Origin of the sequence: Mahella sp. (assembly GCF_020054945.1) — a bacterium.
Lineage (GTDB): Bacteria > Bacillota > Clostridia > Mahellales > Mahellaceae > Mahella.
On sequence record NZ_JAIHAU010000009.1, the window covers coordinates 37,530 to 58,111 of the forward strand.

23 protein-coding genes are annotated in these 20,582 nt (G+C 47.2%); 21 read left to right on the forward strand and 2 right to left on the reverse strand.

From position 1 onward, the window contains the following. Positions 1-4 precede the first annotated feature (4 nt). The gene (locus JG770_RS03310; protein ID WP_291955179.1) at positions 5-754 is read left to right on the forward strand and encodes an aminotransferase class IV; all 750 of its coding nucleotides are present in this window, start codon (positions 5-7) and stop codon (positions 752-754) included. Positions 755-832: 78 nt separating this feature from the next. On the opposite strand, the gene JG770_RS03315 is transcribed toward JG770_RS03310, so the two are convergent. Then, on the reverse strand, positions 833-1,669 hold the full coding sequence (locus JG770_RS03315) for a MurR/RpiR family transcriptional regulator (protein WP_291955181.1): 837 nt from the start codon (positions 1,667-1,669) through the stop codon (positions 833-835). 194 nt (positions 1,670-1,863) lie between these two features. On the opposite strand from JG770_RS03315, the gene JG770_RS03320 reads away from it, so the two are divergent. The 20 genes from JG770_RS03320 (at position 1,864) to JG770_RS03415 (ending at position 19,345) form a co-directional block, all read left to right on the forward strand. Then, on the forward strand, positions 1,864-2,724 hold the full coding sequence (locus JG770_RS03320; RefSeq protein ID WP_291955183.1) for a hypothetical protein: 861 nt from the start codon (positions 1,864-1,866) through the stop codon (positions 2,722-2,724). Continuing rightward, entirely contained in the window at positions 2,717-4,441 is a 1,725-nt protein-coding gene (locus JG770_RS03325) for an ATP-binding cassette domain-containing protein (RefSeq protein ID WP_291955185.1), read from the forward strand. Before JG770_RS03320 ends, JG770_RS03325 begins: the two co-directional genes overlap by 8 nt. Continuing rightward, a complete protein-coding gene (locus JG770_RS03330) occupies positions 4,441-5,247 on the forward strand; it encodes an energy-coupling factor transporter transmembrane component T (RefSeq protein WP_291955187.1) in 807 nt (268 codons plus the stop codon). Before JG770_RS03325 ends, JG770_RS03330 begins: the two co-directional genes overlap by 1 nt. A gap of 16 nt (positions 5,248-5,263) precedes the next feature. Next, complete coding sequence (locus tag JG770_RS03335) at positions 5,264-6,001, forward strand: PHP domain-containing protein (protein WP_291955190.1); 738 nt, start codon at positions 5,264-5,266, stop codon at positions 5,999-6,001. A gap of 184 nt (positions 6,002-6,185) precedes the next feature. After that, positions 6,186-7,145, forward strand: coding sequence for a phosphonate ABC transporter substrate-binding protein (phnD, locus tag JG770_RS03340; RefSeq protein ID WP_291955192.1), 960 nt, complete (start codon positions 6,186-6,188; stop codon positions 7,143-7,145). Continuing rightward, positions 7,142-7,912, forward strand: a complete 771-nt coding sequence (gene phnC, locus JG770_RS03345; RefSeq protein WP_291955194.1) for a phosphonate ABC transporter ATP-binding protein — start codon at positions 7,142-7,144, stop codon at positions 7,910-7,912. The genes phnD and phnC overlap by 4 nt, the downstream gene beginning before the upstream one ends. Before the next feature lie 20 nt (positions 7,913-7,932). Continuing rightward, positions 7,933-8,688 carry a phosphonate ABC transporter, permease protein PhnE gene (gene phnE, locus JG770_RS03350; RefSeq protein ID WP_291955196.1) on the forward strand — a complete coding sequence of 252 codons (756 nt, stop codon included), beginning with the start codon at positions 7,933-7,935 and terminating at the stop codon, positions 8,686-8,688. Then, positions 8,685-9,533 carry a phosphonate ABC transporter, permease protein PhnE gene (gene phnE, locus JG770_RS03355; RefSeq protein ID WP_291955199.1) on the forward strand — a complete coding sequence of 283 codons (849 nt, stop codon included), beginning with the start codon at positions 8,685-8,687 and terminating at the stop codon, positions 9,531-9,533. Before phnE (JG770_RS03350) ends, phnE (JG770_RS03355) begins: the two co-directional genes overlap by 4 nt. After that, the gene (gene phnG, locus JG770_RS03360) at positions 9,523-9,972 is read left to right on the forward strand and encodes a phosphonate C-P lyase system protein PhnG (RefSeq protein ID WP_291955200.1); all 450 of its coding nucleotides are present in this window, start codon (positions 9,523-9,525) and stop codon (positions 9,970-9,972) included. Before phnE (JG770_RS03355) ends, phnG begins: the two co-directional genes overlap by 11 nt. Continuing rightward, a complete protein-coding gene (gene phnH / locus JG770_RS03365) occupies positions 9,956-10,549 on the forward strand; it encodes a phosphonate C-P lyase system protein PhnH (RefSeq protein ID WP_291955203.1) in 594 nt (197 codons plus the stop codon). Before phnG ends, phnH begins: the two co-directional genes overlap by 17 nt. Then, positions 10,549-11,679 (forward strand): carbon-phosphorus lyase complex subunit PhnI, encoded by a 1,131-nt coding sequence (locus tag JG770_RS03370; protein WP_291955204.1) that lies wholly within the window; start codon positions 10,549-10,551, stop codon positions 11,677-11,679. The genes phnH and JG770_RS03370 overlap by 1 nt, the downstream gene beginning before the upstream one ends. Further along, positions 11,651-12,505 carry an alpha-D-ribose 1-methylphosphonate 5-phosphate C-P-lyase PhnJ gene (locus JG770_RS03375; protein WP_291955207.1) on the forward strand — a complete coding sequence of 285 codons (855 nt, stop codon included), beginning with the start codon at positions 11,651-11,653 and terminating at the stop codon, positions 12,503-12,505. The genes JG770_RS03370 and JG770_RS03375 overlap by 29 nt, the downstream gene beginning before the upstream one ends. Further along, the gene (locus JG770_RS03380; protein WP_363320898.1) at positions 12,505-13,380 is read left to right on the forward strand and encodes an ATP-binding cassette domain-containing protein; all 876 of its coding nucleotides are present in this window, start codon (positions 12,505-12,507) and stop codon (positions 13,378-13,380) included. Before JG770_RS03375 ends, JG770_RS03380 begins: the two co-directional genes overlap by 1 nt. Positions 13,381-13,406: 26 nt before the next feature. Then, the gene (locus JG770_RS03385; protein WP_291955213.1) at positions 13,407-14,120 is read left to right on the forward strand and encodes an ATP-binding cassette domain-containing protein; all 714 of its coding nucleotides are present in this window, start codon (positions 13,407-13,409) and stop codon (positions 14,118-14,120) included. After that, complete coding sequence (locus JG770_RS03390) at positions 14,117-15,325, forward strand: alpha-D-ribose 1-methylphosphonate 5-triphosphate diphosphatase (RefSeq protein ID WP_291955216.1); 1,209 nt, start codon at positions 14,117-14,119, stop codon at positions 15,323-15,325. Before JG770_RS03385 ends, JG770_RS03390 begins: the two co-directional genes overlap by 4 nt. Then, positions 15,315-16,253 carry a sugar phosphate isomerase/epimerase gene (locus JG770_RS03395; protein ID WP_291955219.1) on the forward strand — a complete coding sequence of 313 codons (939 nt, stop codon included), beginning with the start codon at positions 15,315-15,317 and terminating at the stop codon, positions 16,251-16,253. Before JG770_RS03390 ends, JG770_RS03395 begins: the two co-directional genes overlap by 11 nt. A 35-nt stretch (positions 16,254-16,288) precedes the next feature. Then, positions 16,289-16,894, forward strand: a complete 606-nt coding sequence (locus tag JG770_RS03400) for a DapH/DapD/GlmU-related protein (protein WP_291955245.1) — start codon at positions 16,289-16,291, stop codon at positions 16,892-16,894. A gap of 88 nt (positions 16,895-16,982) precedes the next feature. After that, on the forward strand, positions 16,983-17,438 hold the full coding sequence (locus JG770_RS03405) for a GNAT family N-acetyltransferase (RefSeq protein WP_291955222.1): 456 nt from the start codon (positions 16,983-16,985) through the stop codon (positions 17,436-17,438). Positions 17,439-17,440: 2 nt separating this feature from the next. After that, entirely contained in the window at positions 17,441-18,172 is a 732-nt protein-coding gene (locus JG770_RS03410; RefSeq protein ID WP_291955225.1) for a GntR family transcriptional regulator, read from the forward strand. Positions 18,173-18,544: 372 nt separating this feature from the next. Further along, positions 18,545-19,345 (forward strand): L,D-transpeptidase family protein, encoded by an 801-nt coding sequence (locus JG770_RS03415; RefSeq protein ID WP_291955228.1) that lies wholly within the window; start codon positions 18,545-18,547, stop codon positions 19,343-19,345. Positions 19,346-19,350: 5 nt separating this feature from the next. Here the strand turns inward: JG770_RS03415 and JG770_RS03420 are convergent, their stop codons facing one another. Further along, entirely contained in the window at positions 19,351-20,517 is a 1,167-nt protein-coding gene (locus JG770_RS03420) for a glycosyltransferase family 4 protein (protein ID WP_291955231.1), read from the reverse strand. Positions 20,518-20,582: the final 65 nt, after the last annotated feature.

Below are 20,582 nucleotides of genomic sequence, written 5' to 3' on the forward strand. Positions count from 1 at the left end.
TCAATTGGCACAGCATTTAGTATCTATAAATAAAAAGATAGTACCTGTATCCAAAGCCCATATATCGCCTATGGATCAGGGCTTGCTTTATGGGTGGGGGCTTTTTGAGACCCTGCGCATCTATGGCGGTAAACCCTTCATGATAAGGGAACATATGGAGCGCATGATATCTTCGGCCAAGCGCTTGGGCGTTTATGTGTCCTTTGAAGTGGAGGAGCTAACCTTGCATATAGATGAGTTTATAGAAACTGCCCATATATTCAATGATGTTTTGCGTATAACCTTAACCAAGGAAGGGATGCTGCTTTTGACTCATAGGCCGGTGGTATACGCTAAGGAAAGCTATAGGCGGTGGTTTGCCGCAAAAGTATCCTCTATAAAGCGCAATCCCACATCCCCTTTGACCTTCATGAAAACCCTCAATTATATGGACAATATACTGGCCAAACAGGAAGCCGTCGAAGCCGCCTGCCAAGAGGCGCTGCTTTTCAACGACAAGGGGTATATATGCGAAGGCAGCATGAGCAATGTCTTTTGGATAAAAGAGGGATGTCTGCATACACCATCTGTGGAATGCGGCCTATTGCCGGGCATAGCCAGGCAGTTGGTGATAGATAGATTGGCCCCGTTGCTGTGCATAGGTGTGCGGGAAGGGGAATACGCAGTAGAGGACAAAGCTATAGGCGGCGGGGTTCCCGGCTCTATAACCGCGGCCATTATGGAAGCCTATGATAATCAGGTGGCCGGCGTTTAAGCCCGAACCGCCGCTATGGCACTATTGGCAGCTATAGTAAATTATTTGTTTGCAACTATATATCGAGCGATCCGCCTCTCATATGCGAATATACTGCTCAAACCTTTTTCGCATGGCATGTAGTTCCTGCAGTTGGGCAAGGGTGTCCTCCTGCTCCATGGTCACCGCTACTATGAGGCACTCTACCAGCGCCATAGGAGCCACCATGGAATGAAACTCCCAAAGCTCGCCGCGGGCCGTATACAAGGCTATATCGCTTAAATCTATCATTTCCGATATAAGCATATCTGTTATCAATATAGTGGTGCAGCCTTCGTTTCTGGCGAAGTCCAGTATAGCATGGATCTCGGGTATCATCCTGACAAAACCGAATATCACCACCGCATCATCTTTCTCTATGTTCACCATGGATTCAAATAACTCCCTACCGCTTTTGGCCATCTTCACCATACGCTTGCCCATGCGATTCAACCTGAAACACAAGAGATCGGCTAAGCTTTCGCTTGGACCGGGACCGAATACATAAACGGCACGAGCCTCCTTAATGGCCTTCACCGCTTTTACAAATTGGTCTTTGGACAGGTTTTTTAAGGTTTCATCGAGATAGGTTGAAGCGGTTTTCAACATACGGGTTGCAATATCCTCCCTGGATATCTTATTCAATATATCCTTCATCTTGCTTGCCGGAGTTATGGTAAGCTTCTGTTCCAGATATTGCTTGAAGTCCTTGATGCTCTTAAAGCCCACTGTCCGCCAGAAACGGGACACAGTAGCTATGCTGACGCCTAATTCATCGCCTATATCCCTTTCGGTCATATATGCGATCCTCGGCGGGTTCTTTAATATAAAGTCGGCGATTTTCCTTTCACTTTTTGTCATTTCGTCCGCGTTGAGCTCGATGTCAAAAAATTTCATAAACATCCTCCAAACAAGATTTTCACACTATATTATACAATATAAAAGCTAAAAATGAAAGAAATTTTTCATTTTATAATATAAAGATAAATTTTACACAAAATTAACCTTGACTTAACATCAGCTTAACATGAAACCATTAAAATTAATGATAGAAAGATCAAAATATTATCGCGAAGGAGAGGTGTTTGATTATGGAAAGAGTTTTGCGCCCTGAGAGAAAAAACAGCTCAAAAGACCTTATGTTGTTCATATTGGTGTTAGCATTATCGGGTATAGAGAACCTGATAGCCGAAGTCCTTCCCGAATTTCAATTGGGTCCTATCGAGGTAGGCATTTCCAGTTTCATATTCGTGCCTATTGTGCTGTGCATCCTGTTCGATTCGTTTTGGGCAGCGTTAGCGGCTCCAATAGGTGAGCTGGTATTTGCCGACCTCATACTCGGCGAGTTCGGTGGATTAGGTGAGTTTGAAGAGGTTATACTGCTCACCATGGGCCTATACATCGCCGGCAAGATGGTAAAGGACGTGACCAATAGAAAGCAGATCGCTGCTGCCGCTTTATTTGCTTTCATATTCCAGGATTTGATCGGTACATTTATCGACATGACTAAGGTGTGGGTTGGCATCGAAGATTTTGAGGCGATCTCCGGTCTCCCCGAGAGCGTGTTCGCTCTGGAGATGATAGACTTCCTTGTTGAATTTGCCGTCACGGGTATTATATTCGGCCTTATTCCTACGCTCTACTTCGCACCAAGGCTTTACGGTAAAATAGAACCGCTGCTTGGTATAAAGCCTCGTCTCATCGAAAAGGGCGCTGCGCTCAATGTGCCTATTCGCTTGATCGGCGGCGCAATTATAGCCGTAATAGCAGCTGCTGCCGTATCCATGCTTTCGGGCGCAGGCTTTAACATCATAGAATGGGAACCGGAATTTCTGGATCAATTCGGTCAGTGGTACATATGGGTGCCTATAACTATCGCAGCGATTGTGGCTATAGTGGTCATATGGCTGGGCAAATCGAACAATGGTGAAGGGCAAGATATAAATGTCTGAAAGTATCATACGTATCGAGGGTCTATCGTTTGTATATCCAGCCAACGAGAGGCCATCTCTCGATAATATCGATCTTGAGATAAACAAAGGGGACTTTGTATCTATAATAGGCGGCAACGGCAGCGGTAAGACCACACTTTGCAAATGCATAAATGGGATTATACCCCACTTTATAGCCGGTGATTTTTACGGTGAGGTAAAGGTTTGCGGTGTCGATACCTTGGATATGCCGGTATCCACCTTAGCCCAGCGCGTTTCATATATATACCAGGATTTTGAGAGCCAGCTTGTGCGGCCGACAGTGCTCGACGACGTCACATTCGGGCCGTTGAATTTTGGCATGAAGGATTATCACCAAAAGGGCATGGAGGCCTTGAGGATGTTGGACATAGAAGGCCTTAAGGATCGATTTATATGGGAGCTCAGCGGCGGACAGAAGCATCTGACCGCGTTAGCGGGAGCTTTAAGCGTAAAACCCGATATAATAATAATCGATGAGCCGGCGGCGCAGCTTGATCCCTACAATGCGGTGGCAATATACCGGAGGCTTAAAATCTTAAATGAAAGCTTTGGCATAACCGTCATCACCATCGAGCACAACACCGAGCTTATCGCCGAATATTGCAATAGTGTCATATTGATGGACGCCGGCCGCGCGGTATGGATAAAACCAGTACGCGATGCCTTGAATGCTGTAAATGATCTTGTAAAAAGAAACATATATCCTCCGCAGGTGAGCCAAGCGGCATGGCGCATCAGCCCAAACATGCCCTCTTATCCCCTTACTGTCGGCGAAGCCGAGAAATACTTTGCCGCGGCAAGGATACAATGCCCCGTCGAGAGCAATGACTGTGGTCTTGGCGATGATGCCCATATGCCTCATCCCGCAATCGAGTTCAAAGACGTTTCCCTTTGGTTCAGATCCTTGACCGAAACCACCAAAAACGTCTTGAAGGATATAAGCCTCTCTATAAATGAAGGGGAAAATGTGGCCATCGTCGGAAACAACGGCGCCGGCAAATCCACGCTGCTCAAAATGATAACCGGCGTGATAAAGCCAAAGGGTGGGCATATAACCGTCTATGGTACGGAAACGGCAGAGATTATGCCTGAGGAGCTGTCATCGACGGTGGCTTATATATATCAAAATCCCGAGGAGATGTTCATAGAGGATAGCATACGCAAGGATATAAGCTATTTTTTAAAGACGAGACACAAAGCGCATGAATACGAGGTGTTGGATTATTTCATTAATGATATCATAAAATCCTTCGGTTTAGAGGACCTCCAGCACAAAGACGGCCGCATGCTAAGCGGCGGCCAACAGCGCAGGGCATCGTTGGCCATAGGCGTCGCCATGCAGCCTAAGATACTCCTTCTTGATGAACCCACCGGCAGCCTCGATATTGAAAGCCGGCGCGAGATGGTCAACTCTTTGGAATTATTAAAAGATCGGGTCAAGACTGTGATCATAGCCACCCACGATATGTCGCTTGCGGCTGAATGGGCTGATCGGGTTATAGTAATGAAAGACGGTCGGATCATCGCCGACGGGGATACGAGATCGATATTCGACGATATAACGCTGCTGGATCAATGTCACCTGAAACCGCCGCAAATAGTGGAATTAAGCAAGCGCCTGAACATGCGGCCCATAGCCTTGAGCATAGATGAGTTTACCTCCCGCATAAGTTCAATAGATGAGGTGATGATATAATGAACCCCTTCAAAGGTATGCTGGATAAAATAAACGTTGAAAGTGTCGAGCTGGAGCTCATGCGGACAGCTTATGGCTCTACCACGACACTTTTGTCCAAACTGGATCCCCGCATATTGATGGTATGGTATTTGATATTCGCATTCGCCCCCTGGTTTTTCTTCGACAGCGCAAAGCTTCTTTCCATATTCGCATTTGTAACGGTTATTACGGCCATATCCAAAGCCAATAAACTCGTTTTGTTCCTGCTTTGTTTGGGCATCATCGGGCAAATGGCATGTTATGCCATAGTGGCCTACTTTTTAGGAGGAAACATGGCGGCATTAGCAGCGCTGCTCACGCTTACGCTTAAACTGGCCACCATATCTTTGGCCAGCATAGCGGTATTCTCCAATATAGACCCCGAAAGATTCAGCGATGCTTTATTAAGCTTCGGCGCTCCGGCTCAATTGGCTTTTTCGATCTCTTACGGATATCGGGTCATACCGGTTATGGTCGAGGAGTACAAGGATATCATGCTCTCTTTCAGATTAAGAGGTCATGCCCCTTCAAAAAAAGGGTTCCTGTCTTGGCGTTACGCCTATTATCTGCTAAAGATAGCGGTGCTGGCCTTTTATCCCCTGATATTGAATACCGCAAAGCGAATCAGGACCACCATCGAGGCTTTGGAGACAAAGGGCTTTTCCTACGCAATGAACAATAACGATGTAAAACGCCTCAAGCTATCCTATTTGAAGATAAAAGCCGCCGATATCATCTTCCTTTTGGTTTCCATTCTGATCCTCATAGCAATAATATTAATATAAACAGGAGAAATCGAATATGAATATAGATTTTCATTGCCACGGCAAGCCGAGCAAAAAGCTGAGTTTTTCGTTGCCCTATTTTTCGCGATATATAAGAATGGCCAAACGAAACGGATTGGATGCCATCGCTTTTACAGAGCATTTCAATACGATGGATTTCTACGATATCTATCATAAGCTGGACAATGCTTTCCCATATGCAGACGGCTATTATGATGCATATGATGTCAAGGTGTTTTGCGGCATGGAGATAAACGTTAAAGAAGGCGGCCATGTGCTCATAATCGGCTACAAGAAGGATATCTTGGATATCAGAGCCCTATTCCCCGAAGAGATATCCAAGAAGGACTATCCGGCCTTTGAGCATCTCATGGAGCTGGCCGACAGCCGCGGCATGATAAAGATAGGAGCGCACCCATTTCGAAATAGCAATATACTATGCCGCCATGATGAATATGCTTTGAAACAGCTTGATTTCATCGAGTTAAACGGCAAGAACATCGACCAAAAGGACGATGTATACGATTTGGCCCGAAAAATCAATCTTCCCGTTATAGCAGGCAGCGACAGCCACCATTGGTTTCAGCTCGGTTGCATGAAAAACCGCCTTCGCGATGAATGCGATAGCTTTCAAGAGCTGAAAGATTGCATTAAAAGCAACCGCTACGATATAGACGTATCCCCGCATATAAATCTGAAACTGGCTATGGCTTTCATGTGCAAAAAACTTATAAAAAGTGTATATGAGAAGTAAGATGTTCGGGGTCAAGCCGATTTTGCTGAACATTTATGATGCATAAAAGAAACGGAATCGACCATAAGCGTTAGCCAAGTCCTCTCATAATTAACACAGATTTAACAAAGATTTAACACTGCCATAATGTTGACAAGTTATCATGCTCTTGTAAACTAAAAAATATGAAAAGGAGATGGTATCTATGTCAAAGCGTAAATCTATCGCGGTGTTATTTGTCGGCATGATGATCTTAATGCTGGTTTTGTCAGCCTGTAGCGCTCAAGATCAGCCCGATGCATCCGCCGGTGGCGGATCGAACCAAAGCGTGCCGGAGGACAACTCGAAAAAAGGATGGCCTGAGGTTTTGCATTACAGCGTGGTGCCCGGAGAAAGCCAGGAGTCTCTCGCTAAGACCTTTGAGCCGGTGGTGGAGGATCTCAGCGAGGCGCTGGGCATTGAAGTGGAATTCTATATTCCTACCGACTATACGGCTGTGATCGAGGCTATGCGCACCCAAAAGGTTGATGTGGCCGAATTCGGTCCATTTTCCTATATAATTGCCAATGAGCGCAGTGGTGCCGAGGCCTTTGCGGTAGCAGCCAAAAGCCCTGAGGAGGCCTTTTACACAAGCGTGATAATCGTGCCCGACGAGTCTCCTGCCAAAACCCTGGATGACCTTAAAGGCAAAAAATTTCTTTTTGTTGATCCGGCTTCTACTTCGGGGAACCTATTTCCTCACGTGATGCTGGCCAAGCATTTTGGCTTAAAGACAGCGGATGAAGTGGATAAATTATTCAGCAGCGTGTCCTTCTCCGGAGGGCATGATGCATCAGCGCTGACCATAGCCAAAGGCGATGCTGACGGCGCCGCCGTTTCAAGCTCCAGTCTGAAACGATTTGTGGATAAAGGCCTGCTCAAAGACAGCGATTACAAAGTTATAGCCGAATCCTCGCCTATTCCCGTTGACCCTATAACCTACCGCAAAGATCTGCCTGAGGATTTAAAACAGAAAATAAAAGATTTCTTCTTATCTTACCAAAACGAAGAGATATTCGCTGAACGGGGTATCAACGGCTACTTCCCTATCGAAGATTCTGACTATGATATAGTTCGAGAAACGGCCGAGATACTCAATATGAGTCCGGAGGAATTGTTGAAATGAGCGAGATCGTAAAGGCCGATGGCATAGCCCAGCCTATATTGACAGTAAGCGCTTTAAAAAAGACCTATAAAGATGGAACAGTGGCATTGCGAGGTGTGGATTTTACTGTTAAAGCAGGGGAAATTGTGGGCATCATCGGTTCCAGCGGTGCGGGGAAAAGCACCCTTATGCGCTGCATCAACCGATTGATAGAACCGTCGGACGGTTATGTGTATTTCGATGGCATCGATGTGACTAAATCCAATAAACATCAATTGCGCTACGTGCGACGCCAAATGGGTATGATATTTCAAAGCTTCAACCTGATAGCGCGAAGTACCGTTCTAGGCAATGTATTGAACGGCCGATTGGGGTATATGGACAGCGTAAGGGGGGCTTTGGGTATATTCTCGAAACAAGATATCGAGGATGCCATGAGCATATTGGAGCGCGTCGGGCTTGTGAATCAAGCGCATAAAAGAGCGGACGAATTGAGCGGGGGTCAACAGCAGCGGGTAGGTATCGCCCGGGCACTCGCCCAAAAACCCAAACTCATATTGGCGGATGAACCCATAGCCAGCCTCGATCCGGTCACATCTGAAAACATAATGGATTATATATACCGTATATGTAAAGAGGATGGAATAACATGTCTTATCAACCTGCATCAGGTGGAGTTTGCTAAAAGGTATGCCGACAGGATAATAGGCATACGAGCCGGCAGAAGGGTCTTTGAGGGCAGAGCGCAGGATCTTGCTCAGGACGTTGTGCAAGAGATCTATGCATGAGTTATGAAAGATGTGATGATATGAGATGGAAAAAATTCCTGCTGATTTTGGTCCTTGTGGCTATCACAGTCTGGTCGATGGCCGGCATCGACTTTTCTATAAAGGAGATCGTTTCCGGCATGGGGGAGGTTATCCGTTTCATAACCGTGGATATGATTCCTCCGGATATATCCAGCCTGTTCGATCTTATGCAGCCGCTACTGGATACCATTTATATGAGCTTGGTGGCCGTAGTAGTCGCCGCTGTAATTTCCTTTGTGCTGGCATATCTTGCTTCCAGCATCACCACACCTCATCCGATATTGCAGATAGCCGCTAGGGGAGTGGCATCGATATTGCGCACTATACCAGATATGGTTTGGGTGCTGCTTTTGGTGCCGGCATATGGTTTAGGGACTCTGGCAGGAACTATGGCGTTGCTCATAGCCGGCGTGGGTCTACTTACACGTTCTTTTGCTGAGGCGTTGGATGAGGTTGATAAGGGCCAGTTGGAAGCTGTTAAAGCCACCGGAGCCAGTTGGCTTCAGACCATGAGCAGGGCGGTGCTGCCTCAGTTTTTACCTCAATTTGTAAGCTGGTCACTTTTCGGATTGGATACCAATGTGCGCAGTTCCACCATGATCGGTATGGTAGGCGCCGGCGGTCTTGGTTTTGCCATACAGTCGGGTATAAAGCTATTTCAGTTTGAAGAGGTTACCATGGCCATCCTGATGACGGTGGTTCTATTCATAGGTATAGAGATGATCACGACTAAACTGAGAAGGAGGATAATATGAGTGTTGATTTAGCAAAAAAGGAGATGCCCATAGGGCAGCCCGAGCCATCCGGCGTCGAGCAGCACAGAAACAGGACCAATGATCGCTATCTGCTTTGGATAGCGTTGTTTAGCATTATTTTCTTCATTTTTGCTTTGCAGCAGTTGGATTTCGATTATGGAAGATTGATAAGCGGTACGAGAGAATTGCCATTAATGGCTGTTAAAATGTTTCCGCCAAATTTTTCCGAATGGGAAGACGTATTGCGATCAGTGGCGGAGACATTTCAGATGACGTGGGCGGCTACATTGCTGTCGGTGGTTGTTGCCTTTGTGCTTTCATTCTTCTGTGCGGCCAATACGGCGCCCAGCCGTTGGATGTTTTGGTTTCTGCGTGGCTTTGCGGCGCTCATGCGCGCCATACCGGTGCTGGTATGGGCTATCATATTTGTGGCGGCATTGGGATTAGGACCGCTGCCTGGGGTATTGGCATTGGCCATTCATAGTTTAGGAATGATGATAAAGGTGTTTTCCGATTCTATAGAAGAGGTGGACCAACGGGTGTTGGAGGCCATGCGCGCCGCGGGAGCCGGGTGGTTACAGATGATAGTGCGGGGTGTTCTGCCGTTGGTATATACATCGTTTATGTCATGGGCTTTGCTTAGATTCGATATCGATCTTAGGTACGCCACAGTCCTGGGGATGGTCGGAGCTGGTGGCATAGGCTGGCAGCTCATTCGATCCATGCACATGTATGAGCTGCACGATGCGCTGTTTATTGTAATGGTTATGTTTGCCATGCTTTATACCGTTGAGATGATGAGCAATTTTATTAAAAAAAGGATGATTAACGCTAATGGATTATAAAGATAAAGCCATATTGACCAGAATACTGGTGGAGGGTGACAAAAGCATATGGGGGAACTGGTCTGAAGATGTATCAAGGTGCCATGAAGTGACGGAGGTTAAACCCGCCAGTAGGAGTCTGGTCATGGTAAAGGTCAGGGATTCGGTATCCCAACAGCCATTTTATATGGGAGAGGCGCTTATGAGCGAGTGCGCAGTGAAGGTGGATGGGGTGGCAGGGTTTGGTGCCATTATGGGAGATTGCCCGGAGCATGCCCGAAGCTTGGCGGTGATCGATGCGGCGTTCAACGCCTGTCTGCCCGAAGTCGAAAGGTGGCTACCGGTGTTAGCCGAGCAGGAAAAATTAATTGAGAAGCGGCAGAGACAGGACTATGCGGCGGTATCGAAAACAAAGGTGGATTTTTCCACTATGGAGGATTATGATGGCAAAGACAGATAGCTTGGTATTTGATCCGGTATTCGATGCTCAATGGGTCTATAGGCAGCTTTTGGATGCCATGGCCCGGCCGGGCAAGATTTGCAGCGTGCTTAAGCCTCCTATGACCTCTATAGCTTTGACGCTGCTGGATAATGAGGTGACCTTTGCTATTGCAGGTCGCGGTTCTGCCGATGAGGAAAGGCATATAAGATGGCTTACAGGCAGCAGCCCTGCGCCATGGGATAGAGCCGACTATATATTCGCAGAAGGAGCGCTGGAGGATAAACAAATTGCGGAGATCATGCATATGGCAAAACGAGGCAGCCTGCTTAGGCCCGATGAGAGCGCTACCATAATTTTGTCCGTGGAAGAGCTTGGCAAAGGGAAACAGCCCGGAGGATATATATTGAGAATATCCGGGCCGGGCGTCGAACATGAACGGTTTTGTGCGGTCAAAGGGTTATCCTCATGCTGGATGCGCTTACGCGAGATCGTCGATGCGGAGTATCCTATGGGTATAGACATGATAATAACCGATGAAAAAGGCGAGATCATAGCTTTACCCCGTACTACCATAATAAAGGCTGGTGACAAATAATGGGATATGTTACAGTTACCGGAGGAAAAGAGGCTATAGTCTCGGCCAACCGTCTCATAAGGTTTTATCGTTTAAAGGATGCAGCCGTGCCTTTGGATGTAAAGGAAATACAAAGCCAGATGCGCCTCATGATTGATCGAGTCATGGGAGAAGGTGGGTTATATGCGCCTGAATATGCTGCCATAGCCTTAAAGCAGGCCGAGGGTGATATAGCCGAAGCGGCTTTTTTGCTGCGGGCTTATCGTTCGACACTGCCACGCAGCCATTATTCTCTCACGGTAGAACCGGCGCAAATGCGCCTCATAAGGCGTATATCATCGGCATTTAAGGATATACCGGGGGGGCAGATGCTAGGGCCTACCTATGATTATACCCACAGGTTGATTGATTTCGCTTTGACAAACGAAAATGAGGACGATATAGCCGCTTTTATAAAGGATTTCCGCCAAGAAATGGATGATGCCGAGCAGATGCCAACATTTTCGAAGGTGATAGATGTCTTGCGTTCAGAGGACTTGATGGATGGCATGCCCGAATCCCATGCCGAAGCGACGCCATTCGATGTGACTATGGAAAGCTTGAGCTTTCCGGCACCTCGGTCGGCTAGGTTGCAGCTCTTGGCTAGGGGAGAGACCGGTGCTATGGTAGCGCTGGCATACAGCAGCATGCGCGGCTACGGTGCGGTGCATCCCACCATAGGCGAATTGCGAGTGGGTTTTGTTTCGGTGTATATACCCTATCCATTCTCCGACCAAGCGGAGGGAATGCCGATATATATAGGCGAGATATTGCTAACCGAGGTGGAGATTATAAACTCCTTCGCCGAGAATAAGACAGCTGATAAGGCCCGATTTTCGATGGGCTACGGTCTTTGTTTCGGCCATAATGAGCCTAAAGCCATCGCTATGGCCATATTAGAGAGCAGCCTTGAAACCCAAGGCACGGCGCCCGTGCAGGATCAGGAGTTCGTACTCATGCATATAGACAGCGTCGAGGCCAACGGTTTTGTATCACATTTAAAGCTGCCCCATTATGTCACATTCCAATCATCTCTGGATCGCATAAGGCAGACCCGGAACCAGCCCGGAAAGGAGGAAATCGATGTTATCGCTGATCGACGAGAGGTATAACTTCGCTTTTTTGGACGAGGGGTCAAAACGGGAGATACGGCGCAAGACTCTTAAAGCGGTGGCCATTCCGGGTTATCAAGTACCATTTGCCTCAAGGGAACTGCCCATAGCGCGCGGATGGGGCACCGGAGGGCTTCAGCTCACGCTTTCATTGATAGGGCCAAAGGATGTGCTCAAGGTCATCGATCAAGGCAGCGACGACAGCGTCAACGCGGTGAGCATACGCCATCTGGTGGAGAACACAGCCGGCATAGCTACTACTGAAGAGACCGGAGAGGCTACGATAATACAGACGCGCCATCGCATACCTGAACAACCCCTTAGGGAGAATCAAATATTGGTGTTTCAAGTACCACTTCCAGAACCTCTTCGTGTCATAGAGCCAAGGGAGGAGATAACGAGGCGCCAGCATGCCGAGATGGATTACAGCTCCATGTGGCTGAGCCTTTATGAAGATATAGTGCATTGGGGTGTGGTGACGGTAAGTCACAGTTACCCATGTATCGCACACGGCAGGTATCTTTTCAGTCCCAGCCCTATACCCCGATGGGACATACCGAAATTAAACCATGCCGAATGTCTTTACCTTTTCGGAGCCGGACGCGAAAAGCGTATATACGCCATACCGCCTTATACCGATGTGCTGCCTCTGTCCTTTGAGGATTATCCTTTTGAGGTAGAAAGTTTTGTGGGGCGTGCATGCTGCAAATGTGGCAGCTCGGATACATTCCTCAACGAGATATTTGATGAGGCTAGCGGTCAAAAGATATATCAATGCAGTGATACGGCATTTTGTAAAAAAAGGCAGAGGGAGCGGGAAATATGATGGAAACCAAGATTTTAAGCCAACAGGAAACTGACGATGCATTCGATGAGCATGATATACCTTTAATGAAAGTAAAAGGTTTAAGCAAGCGCTATGGTGAGGGATGCGAAAAATGTACCATGGACGACAGTATAAGCCGATGCCCTGAATGTGGTGCCCTGTGGGCGTGTCGAGATATATCCATCGAGCTTTATCCAAAGGAGATACTCGGCATAGTAGGTGAGAGCGGATCGGGCAAAAGTACCCTTATGCGTTGCCTATACTTTGAAGAGCAAGTTACCCATGGTGCTATGTATTTGTCGATTTTTAGAAGCGGCAAAGCCGATTTATTTAAGGAATCGTCCCAAATCCAGCGGTATATACGCAACCATATGATGGGTATGGTATTTCAGAACCCGTGGATGGGGCTTAGAATGCATATTTCAGGCGGTGGCAATATAGCCGAAAAGCTTATAGCTGCGGATATGTACCATGTGGGCAGTATACGCTGCCGGGCAGCCGAACTGTGGCGTCGGGTCGAGATGCCATTAGAGCGCATGGATGAATCGCCGAGAAACTTCAGCGGCGGTATGCAGCAGAGGGTTCAGATAGCCAAAGCACTGGCCAATCATCCGCCTCTCTTGTTTTTGGATGAGGTTACTACCGGATTGGATCTATCTGTACAGGCCAAGGTATTAGATCTAGTGCGGCAGTTGCAGCAGGAGCTGGGAGTGGCCATGCTCATCGTATCCCACGATCTGGCCGTCATAAGGATGTTGGCCGATCGCACCGTGGTCATGAAGCATGGACGGATTATAGAAGAAGGGCTTACCGATCAGATATTGGAGGACCCGCAGCATCCGTATACACAGCTTTTGGTACGTTCGTTACTATAAAGAAGGGGGTGTTTTATATATTAAAGGTGGAATCATTAGTTAAGCGCTTTCATCTGGCCCTGACACGGGACATAGATGTATGCGCGCTGGATGGCGTATCATTCGAGGTGCCTCAAGGGTGTTTTCTGGGTATAGCCGGCCCCAGCGGCGTCGGCAAATCGACTATATTGAAATGCATATACCGTACATATCTGCCTACGTCGGGCCATGTATGGTATCGGTCAGCGCTTTTTGGGGAAATCGATCTCGCCAATGCTTCAGAGAGACAGATAAGCCTATTGCGGGCGCAGGAGATAGGATACGTATCCCAATTTCTAAAAGTGATACCCAGGGTGACAGCAATTGATGTGGTGGCCGGGAGGCTGATCCCATTCGATTATACGTGGCAGCAGGCCCGGCAAAGGGCGCAGTTGTTGCTGGAGATGCTCCATGTGCCGAAGGATCTGTGGGATGCTTATCCAGCCACCTTCAGCGGCGGAGAGCAACAGCGCATCAATCTCGCGCGGGGCTTTATAACTCGGCCCCGATTACTGCTTTTGGATGAACCCACCGCATCTTTGGATGATGGAATGAAACAACATGTAGTGGAGCTTATCTTGAAAATGAAGCAAGAGGGGGTAACTATGGTGGGCATATTTCACGATCAAGACACCATGAAACGAGTGGCTGACAGCGTTCTTAACATGGGCGATGTCATCGCAAGAAACGATATCGCGAAGAGAGCGGAGGCTATGTCATGATGTCTGTAAAGCGCATAACAGGTGGCAAGCTCGTCATGCCCTTTGGCATTATGGAAAACGCCGCTTTGATCTTGGAGAATGGCAAGATCGCTGCCATTGAAGAAAGGCCTTCGGTGGCTTATAAGGAGGGGGATATGGATGCCTCGGGTCGATGGGTGTTGCCGGGCATAATAGATTGCCATAGCGACGCCATCGAAAGGGAGATGCAGCCGCGCCCCAACAGCAGTTTTCCTTTTGATGTGGCTTTTTATGAATTGGAACGCAGGCTGATGGGTTGCGGTATCACTACAATCTTTCATTCTATATCCATGTTTAACGAGAGCGGAGGAAATCAATTGCGTACCAATGGTGCAGTCCGCCGCATGGTACATGATATACGTCGCATGGCGAATAGCTGTGGCTTGATAAGGCATAAGATACATTTACGATTTGAGATAAACAATATATCGGCCGTACCCATCGTAGAGCAAATGCTGCGGGAAGGTTCGATAGATGAGCTGTCATTTATGGATCATACTCCGGGGCAGGGCCAGTTTAGGGATCTAGAGGTTCAAAAGAGAATCTATAGGGATCTGTATGCCCTTTCAGATGGGGAGGTAGTCCGTCTTTTAGAGAAACGGCAACAGATGGCGGTATTGGATGCCGACGAATTACAGCGGTTAGCAGATCTGGCTTATAGCTGCGGTATACCGCTGGCATCTCATGATGATGATTCAATCGAAAAACTGGAGCTTGTCAAGGGATGGCATGCGTGCATAAGCGAGTTTCCAGTCGATATGGATGTGGCGAACAAGGCGCACCGAGAGGGCTTGCACGTGGCTGTGGGTGCTCCGAATGTGCTGCTGGGCAGGTCCCACAGCAATAACCTCTCGGCGCTTGATAGCATTAAAGCCGGTGCTGCAGATATACTGTGCTCTGATTATTATCCGCCGGCGCTTTTGCATGCAGTGTTTTACCTGCAAGATTTGGGATATCCGGCAAACGACGCTGTGAATATGGTATCGTTAAACCCGGCCAAGGCTTTGGGTATAGCGAGGTGCAGTGGCTCCATAGAGGTAGGCAAAGAAGCGGATTTAATCTTGATAAATAAGCATGGGGTACGCCCCGTGCTGGAGAAGGTATTGGTCGGAGGCGATGTGGTTTATGAGCTCCATTGCCAAAAGCAGGATTATTACAATAGAGAGGAGATAAAAGGTGGGCATTAAGGCTGTCGGAGTCAGCCTGATGGATAATCGGGCGGTAAGGGAAATGGATGTGCTGGAAAGGAAGTTGGCTAAGATATCCCAATTGGGATTTAAAGCAGTGGAGGTCCCAATCGAGGGTATGGACGTTATAGTAAACGGCAATATAGATTATAAGCGGTTGAAGATGTATATGGAGCTTCTTGCGCGGTTTGATTTAAAGTATACTGTCCATGCGCCGTTGGACATGAATATATTTTACCGGGAGGATTTTGAAAGCGAGCACAGGTTGCTAATGGCGTCACTGGAGGTAAGCGGGATAATGGGCGCGCCTATGATGGTCTATCATCCCGGCAGGTTTGTAGCTGAGACCGAATTTTTATGTCCGCGGGATTGGACGGAATACAGTCCGCTGCAACAGGAGAGACTTTTAGAGAAAGAGAGGGAGGTCTTGAGAGAGGCCGGCGATAAGGCAAAAGCATGGGATATGCTCATAGGCATAGAGAACATGAGGCCGTATCTGGATTATCACGGTTATTGCTACGCCGAGATACCCCGGCGATTAGTAGAACAGGTAAAGGCCATAGGACACAGCAACATAGGCATAACGCTGGACGTAGGCCATTTATATATAGCTTCGCGCATATATGGGTTGGATATGACCGATGAATTGAAAGCCATGCTACCTTATATAATACACGTGCATATGCACGACAATTTTGGCAAACCATGCTATTCATGGGAGAAGGATCAATACGAGCTGGTGCCCAGAGGGCGAGGGGATATGCATATGCCTATAGGCCATGGCAGCATACCCATGGATGGAATATACAAGACCCTTTTGCCGCATTATAATGGTTATATAATCCACGAACTGCGAGAACGCTACGAGGATCAATGGCCGGAATTGGCGGCTTGGCAAACAAAGGTTTGCCGAGTTGAAAGCGCATAAAGGAGGTAGGGCATGTGAATATTTGGTCGAAAGGTATGCTTGGGGAGCAAGGTTACACGCATCCTACGTCGAAGGTGGTGGACAGCCGCCTGGGGCAATGGACGGCATTGGGACCTAATGTGATCCTAATGGAATCCAGTTTTAACGATTATAGCTATGCGGCAGGGGATAACACCATAATATATTCCGAGATAGGGAAGTTTTGTTCCATAGCGTCTCATGTATGCATAAACCCCGGCAACCATCCCATGGGAAGGGTTATGCAGCATCATGCCACCTATAGGCGAGCGGCCTATGGATTTGGGGATACGGATGATGAGAATTTTTTTGGTTGGCGCAAAGCTAATAAGGTGGTAATAGGCCATGATGTGTGGATAGGGCATGGCGCCATCGTGTTGCCCGGAGTCGTCATAGGCACAGGCGCAGTGGTGGGCGCCGGTGCTGTGGTAACAAAGGATGTGGAACCGTATATGATAGTAGCGGGCGTGCCCGCAAAGCCCATACGAGAGCGTTTTCCAAAGGATGTGGCGAATAAGCTCACGGAGGTGGCGTGGTGGGATTGGCCCCGACATCTCTTGGAGGAGCGCTTTGCGGATTTCTTCGATCTCGACGTTTTTCTGGAAAAATATTGCGGGAAATGATCCACTTTGTTTGAGGGCAAATGTTCATTAGGCGATGGTTGGGAAGCAGAGTATGCTATAACTAAGGATAACGATAAGGAGAATAGGTATGATAATACGGGAGATGAAAGCTGACGAATTGTCCGCCATATGCGGGTTGCTGGAGGAAATAGATCAGGATGCCAATATGCCGTCACCGCAGGCACAAAGCATATGGGAGGCCATGAACGGCTACAGCTACTACAAGATTTTTGTAGCCGAGGATGAAGCCGCTGATCCGCCGGCCATAGTGGGCACATTTGCGCTCTTGATAGTCCATAACCTCGGGCATGGTGGCAAACCCTTCGCTATTGTGGAGAACGTGGTGGTTAACCCTGACCATCGGGGCAAGGGCATAGGGCACCGGATGATGGAGGAGGCCATGATTTTGGCAAAAGCCCAAGGCTGTTACAAGCTTATGCTTTCCAGCGATATAAAGCGGGAGGCCGCTCATAGATTCTATGATAGCTTGGGTTTTGAACGGCATGGCATAAGCTTTAGAATAAACCTTATATCGAGGGTATGACCATGGATGAGCTGAACCGAAAAAAGAATATCCCCAAATATCTGGCTATTTCCGATAAACTACAGGAGGAGATAAAGCATAAATATAGATCAGGCGATCGTTTACCGTCGGAGGCAGATCTGTGCAGCCGATTTAACGCAAACCGGTATGTGGTGCGACAGGCGCTCGCGCGTTTGGTACAATTGGGGCTGATACGATCCAGCCAAGGCATCGGATATTTCATCAACGAAAAACCCATCGATATACGATATACTATGACTCCAATTACCCAATATTCGGAGATCATAAGACAGGCGGGGCGTAAGCCTGGAGCTGAGCTTCTGTCGCAGCAGCTTCTTATTCCGTCCCGAGATGTGGCCGAAGCCTTGTGCCTGTCCCAAGGGCAGCAGGCTTATAAACTGGAAATACTGCGGTACGCCGATGGGGTGCGGCTTACCTACAGCGTTTCGTGGTTGCCAGAGTATATCTTCCCTGATTTTTCGGCCCATACCGAGGGGTTCAGTTCCCTTTATGACATATTTAAGACGGTATACGGCATACATCCTCTGCGCATGAGATCTACGCTGCGAGCCATATATCCCACCGCCAGTGAAGCGCTGCATCTGCAGATTTCACCCAGTACGCCTCTGCTTCAGATAGAAAGCATGGTCTGCGATGAACAAAATCGGCATGTAGAGTATACTGTAGCGAAATATCGCGGCGACCTCTGTATGGTGTCAATCCAATTCCAGTAAACAACATTCTATACATAATTGGCCTGATCTATGAGTTTTACAGTAAAAATAGTTAAAAAACCCGCTAGTCTAGTGCTTTAGAGGGCTAGCGGGTTTTGCGTTTTTACATAAAGATGTTGTGTATTTATACTTACCAAACTGTATCGGCAAGACAGAAGAAAGGTTTATCGTTCATTCAAAATATTTGCAAAAATACAATGATACAACCCGAATTAGAAGGAAGAAACAATGGAAAGGGACAAGAAAGAATATAGCAAATAATCATAAAGGTAGAGTCAGACAAGTAATGAATAGGTTATAAAGTGATGTTCTTTTTTCATGCCCATGTTCAATATATATAGATGAGAAAATGTATATTGGGAGGGGTGGTAAATGTTAAGGTTACGTCGCACAATCCTTTTTGCGTTGATTGCTTGTATCGTTGCTTTGTCGCTATGGTGGTATTTTACGTCGCCATCGGAATATGCTTTATGGGAAGAGAGAGCCGATATACAGCATGCATTGAGCTATGAACAACCGGTGCAACAAGCCATGAGCGATAAATTGACCATAGAAGGCGCGTCTTATGCCGTGGCAGTTGAACCGCCCGGCGACGGTCAGCAGATATTTATCGATCTCGAGGATAATACATTGTATCTGCTTAAAGACAATAAGGTTATAAAAAAATATCCTGTGGCTGAGGGCAAATACAAGACGCCTTCGCCTATAGGTGCATGGCAAATCGTTTCAAAGAAAACGGATTGGGGCAGCGGCTTCGGTACCCGCTGGATGGGCCTTAATGTGCCTTGGGGAATATATGGCATACATGGCACCAATAAACCCGATTCGATCGGATGGTCGTCATCTCATGGCTGCTTCAGGATGCAGAACAAACATGTCGAGGAGTTATTTGATTTGGTCAAAGTAGGTACGCCGGTTTATGTATACGGTGGGCCATACGGGCCATTTGGTACCGATCTGAGACCGCTGAATCCAGGCGATAGAAATTCGGCGGTAATGGAAGTACAGAAACGCTTGAAAAAGCTCGGGTATTATAACGGCCCTTTAGACGGTATTTACGGTGAGGGTATGAAAGCGGCCTTATTAAAATTTAAAAAGGATTATGGGCTGCCGTACACCCACACCGTAGATGCTGTAACATATAAGGCATTGAATATACTAAAATTCGACTGATAATTTCAGGCTTTCAGGATCTCAGGTTCCCGCGCTTTAGATACAATCATGCGCCGCAACAGATTATCGTATTGTTGACCTATAATAGGCCATTGCATGTGAAGGCCATATGCGTAGGCCCGTTCCTCAAGGCTGCGCTGCAGTGCAGGATCAGCCAGTATTTTTATTATATTGTCGGCTATCGATTTGGGGTCGCTGAATTCGGCTATCAATCCTCTGCCATCAGCCAGCAGTTCCTGCGCGTATATATACGGCGTGGATACTATAGCCTTGCCGGCGCCCATAGCATAGGATAACGTGCCGCTTACCGCCTGATCTTTACCTGGATAAGGTGTCACATAGACATCGGTCATGGATAGATAATCATTTAATTCCTGCATACTGAGGTACTTATTGACGAAGAGTACGTGCTGATCGATATCGAGTTTATTTATGATACTTACCAGGTACTCCCTATAATGCTCACCCTCGTAGCGTTTCAGATTCGGGTGGGTTTGGCCCAATATCAGATACAGAGCGTTGTCGAATGCGTTCGATACATCTGCCATGGCTTCTATGGCGTATTCCAATCCTTTACCTGGTCCTATCAATCCAAATGTGGATATTATCTTCTTATCTGCAAATCCGTATCGTTTTTTTAATCCTTTGCGTGAAAGCCTATCGAATACAGGTATGCCATGGGGTATAATATAGAGCTTATTTTCGCTTATATCATATATATCGCTCAGCAATTCTTTACTATGTGAGGACATACAAATCGTGGCTGCCGATAATTTGCCGAGTTGACTCAGTATATATCGTTGATAACCACGGGGTTGCGGCAGCACCGTATGGCAGGTTACTATAAACGGTTTGCTCAATTGCTCGGCGAGGTTTAATATATATATACCGTCGGGACCGCCGAATATACCGTATTCATGCTCTATGACCACTATGTCAATATCGCTGCTATTTATTATCCGAGCAGCTTTTATATAATCGTCTTTATCAAATTGATTTATTTCAAACCATGTTCTGCTATCGTAATTGTAGCTGCCTGCTATATCGTTTACCGCTATAGCTGTGCTTTGGACTTGTTCTGTTCTATTCAGCCACTTCATGACATCGGATGTAAATGCGGCTATGCCGCATTGACGCGGAGGAAACGTGCTTACAAAAACTGTTTTATACATATCTTGCACCTTCTTTCTGCATTAATTTGAGGTTTCATAATGTGACTGCATTTTGCTATTATAGC

Excerpts from the sequence above, each read along its gene's own strand:
- JG770_RS03415 (WP_291955228.1), top strand. The coding sequence starts at position 18,545 with ATGTTAAGGTTACGTCGCACAATCCTTTTTGCGTTGATTGCTTGTATC.
- phnC (WP_291955194.1), top strand. The coding sequence starts at position 7,142 with ATGAGCGAGATCGTAAAGGCCGATGGCATAGCCCAGCCTATATTGACA.
- phnE (WP_291955196.1), top strand. The coding sequence starts at position 7,933 with ATGAGATGGAAAAAATTCCTGCTGATTTTGGTCCTTGTGGCTATCACA.
- JG770_RS03370 (WP_291955204.1), top strand. The coding sequence starts at position 10,549 with ATGGGATATGTTACAGTTACCGGAGGAAAAGAGGCTATAGTCTCGGCC.
- JG770_RS03375 (WP_291955207.1), top strand. The coding sequence starts at position 11,651 with ATGTTATCGCTGATCGACGAGAGGTATAACTTCGCTTTTTTGGACGAG.
- JG770_RS03400 (WP_291955245.1), top strand. The coding sequence starts at position 16,289 with ATGCTTGGGGAGCAAGGTTACACGCATCCTACGTCGAAGGTGGTGGAC.
- phnD (WP_291955192.1), top strand. The coding sequence starts at position 6,186 with ATGTCAAAGCGTAAATCTATCGCGGTGTTATTTGTCGGCATGATGATC.
- JG770_RS03315 (WP_291955181.1), bottom strand. The coding sequence starts at position 1,669 with ATGAAATTTTTTGACATCGAGCTCAACGCGGACGAAATGACAAAAAGT.
- JG770_RS03320 (WP_291955183.1), top strand. The coding sequence starts at position 1,864 with ATGGAAAGAGTTTTGCGCCCTGAGAGAAAAAACAGCTCAAAAGACCTT.
- JG770_RS03390 (WP_291955216.1), top strand. The coding sequence starts at position 14,117 with ATGATGTCTGTAAAGCGCATAACAGGTGGCAAGCTCGTCATGCCCTTT.
- phnG (WP_291955200.1), top strand. The coding sequence starts at position 9,523 with ATGGATTATAAAGATAAAGCCATATTGACCAGAATACTGGTGGAGGGT.
- phnH (WP_291955203.1), top strand. The coding sequence starts at position 9,956 with ATGGCAAAGACAGATAGCTTGGTATTTGATCCGGTATTCGATGCTCAA.
- JG770_RS03325 (WP_291955185.1), top strand. The coding sequence starts at position 2,717 with ATGTCTGAAAGTATCATACGTATCGAGGGTCTATCGTTTGTATATCCA.
- phnE (WP_291955199.1), top strand. The coding sequence starts at position 8,685 with ATGAGTGTTGATTTAGCAAAAAAGGAGATGCCCATAGGGCAGCCCGAG.
- JG770_RS03405 (WP_291955222.1), top strand. The coding sequence starts at position 16,983 with ATGATAATACGGGAGATGAAAGCTGACGAATTGTCCGCCATATGCGGG.
- JG770_RS03380 (WP_363320898.1), top strand. The coding sequence starts at position 12,505 with ATGGAAACCAAGATTTTAAGCCAACAGGAAACTGACGATGCATTCGAT.
- JG770_RS03335 (WP_291955190.1), top strand. The coding sequence starts at position 5,264 with ATGAATATAGATTTTCATTGCCACGGCAAGCCGAGCAAAAAGCTGAGT.
- JG770_RS03420 (WP_291955231.1), bottom strand. The coding sequence starts at position 20,517 with ATGTATAAAACAGTTTTTGTAAGCACGTTTCCTCCGCGTCAATGCGGC.
- JG770_RS03330 (WP_291955187.1), top strand. The coding sequence starts at position 4,441 with ATGAACCCCTTCAAAGGTATGCTGGATAAAATAAACGTTGAAAGTGTC.
- JG770_RS03410 (WP_291955225.1), top strand. The coding sequence starts at position 17,441 with ATGGATGAGCTGAACCGAAAAAAGAATATCCCCAAATATCTGGCTATT.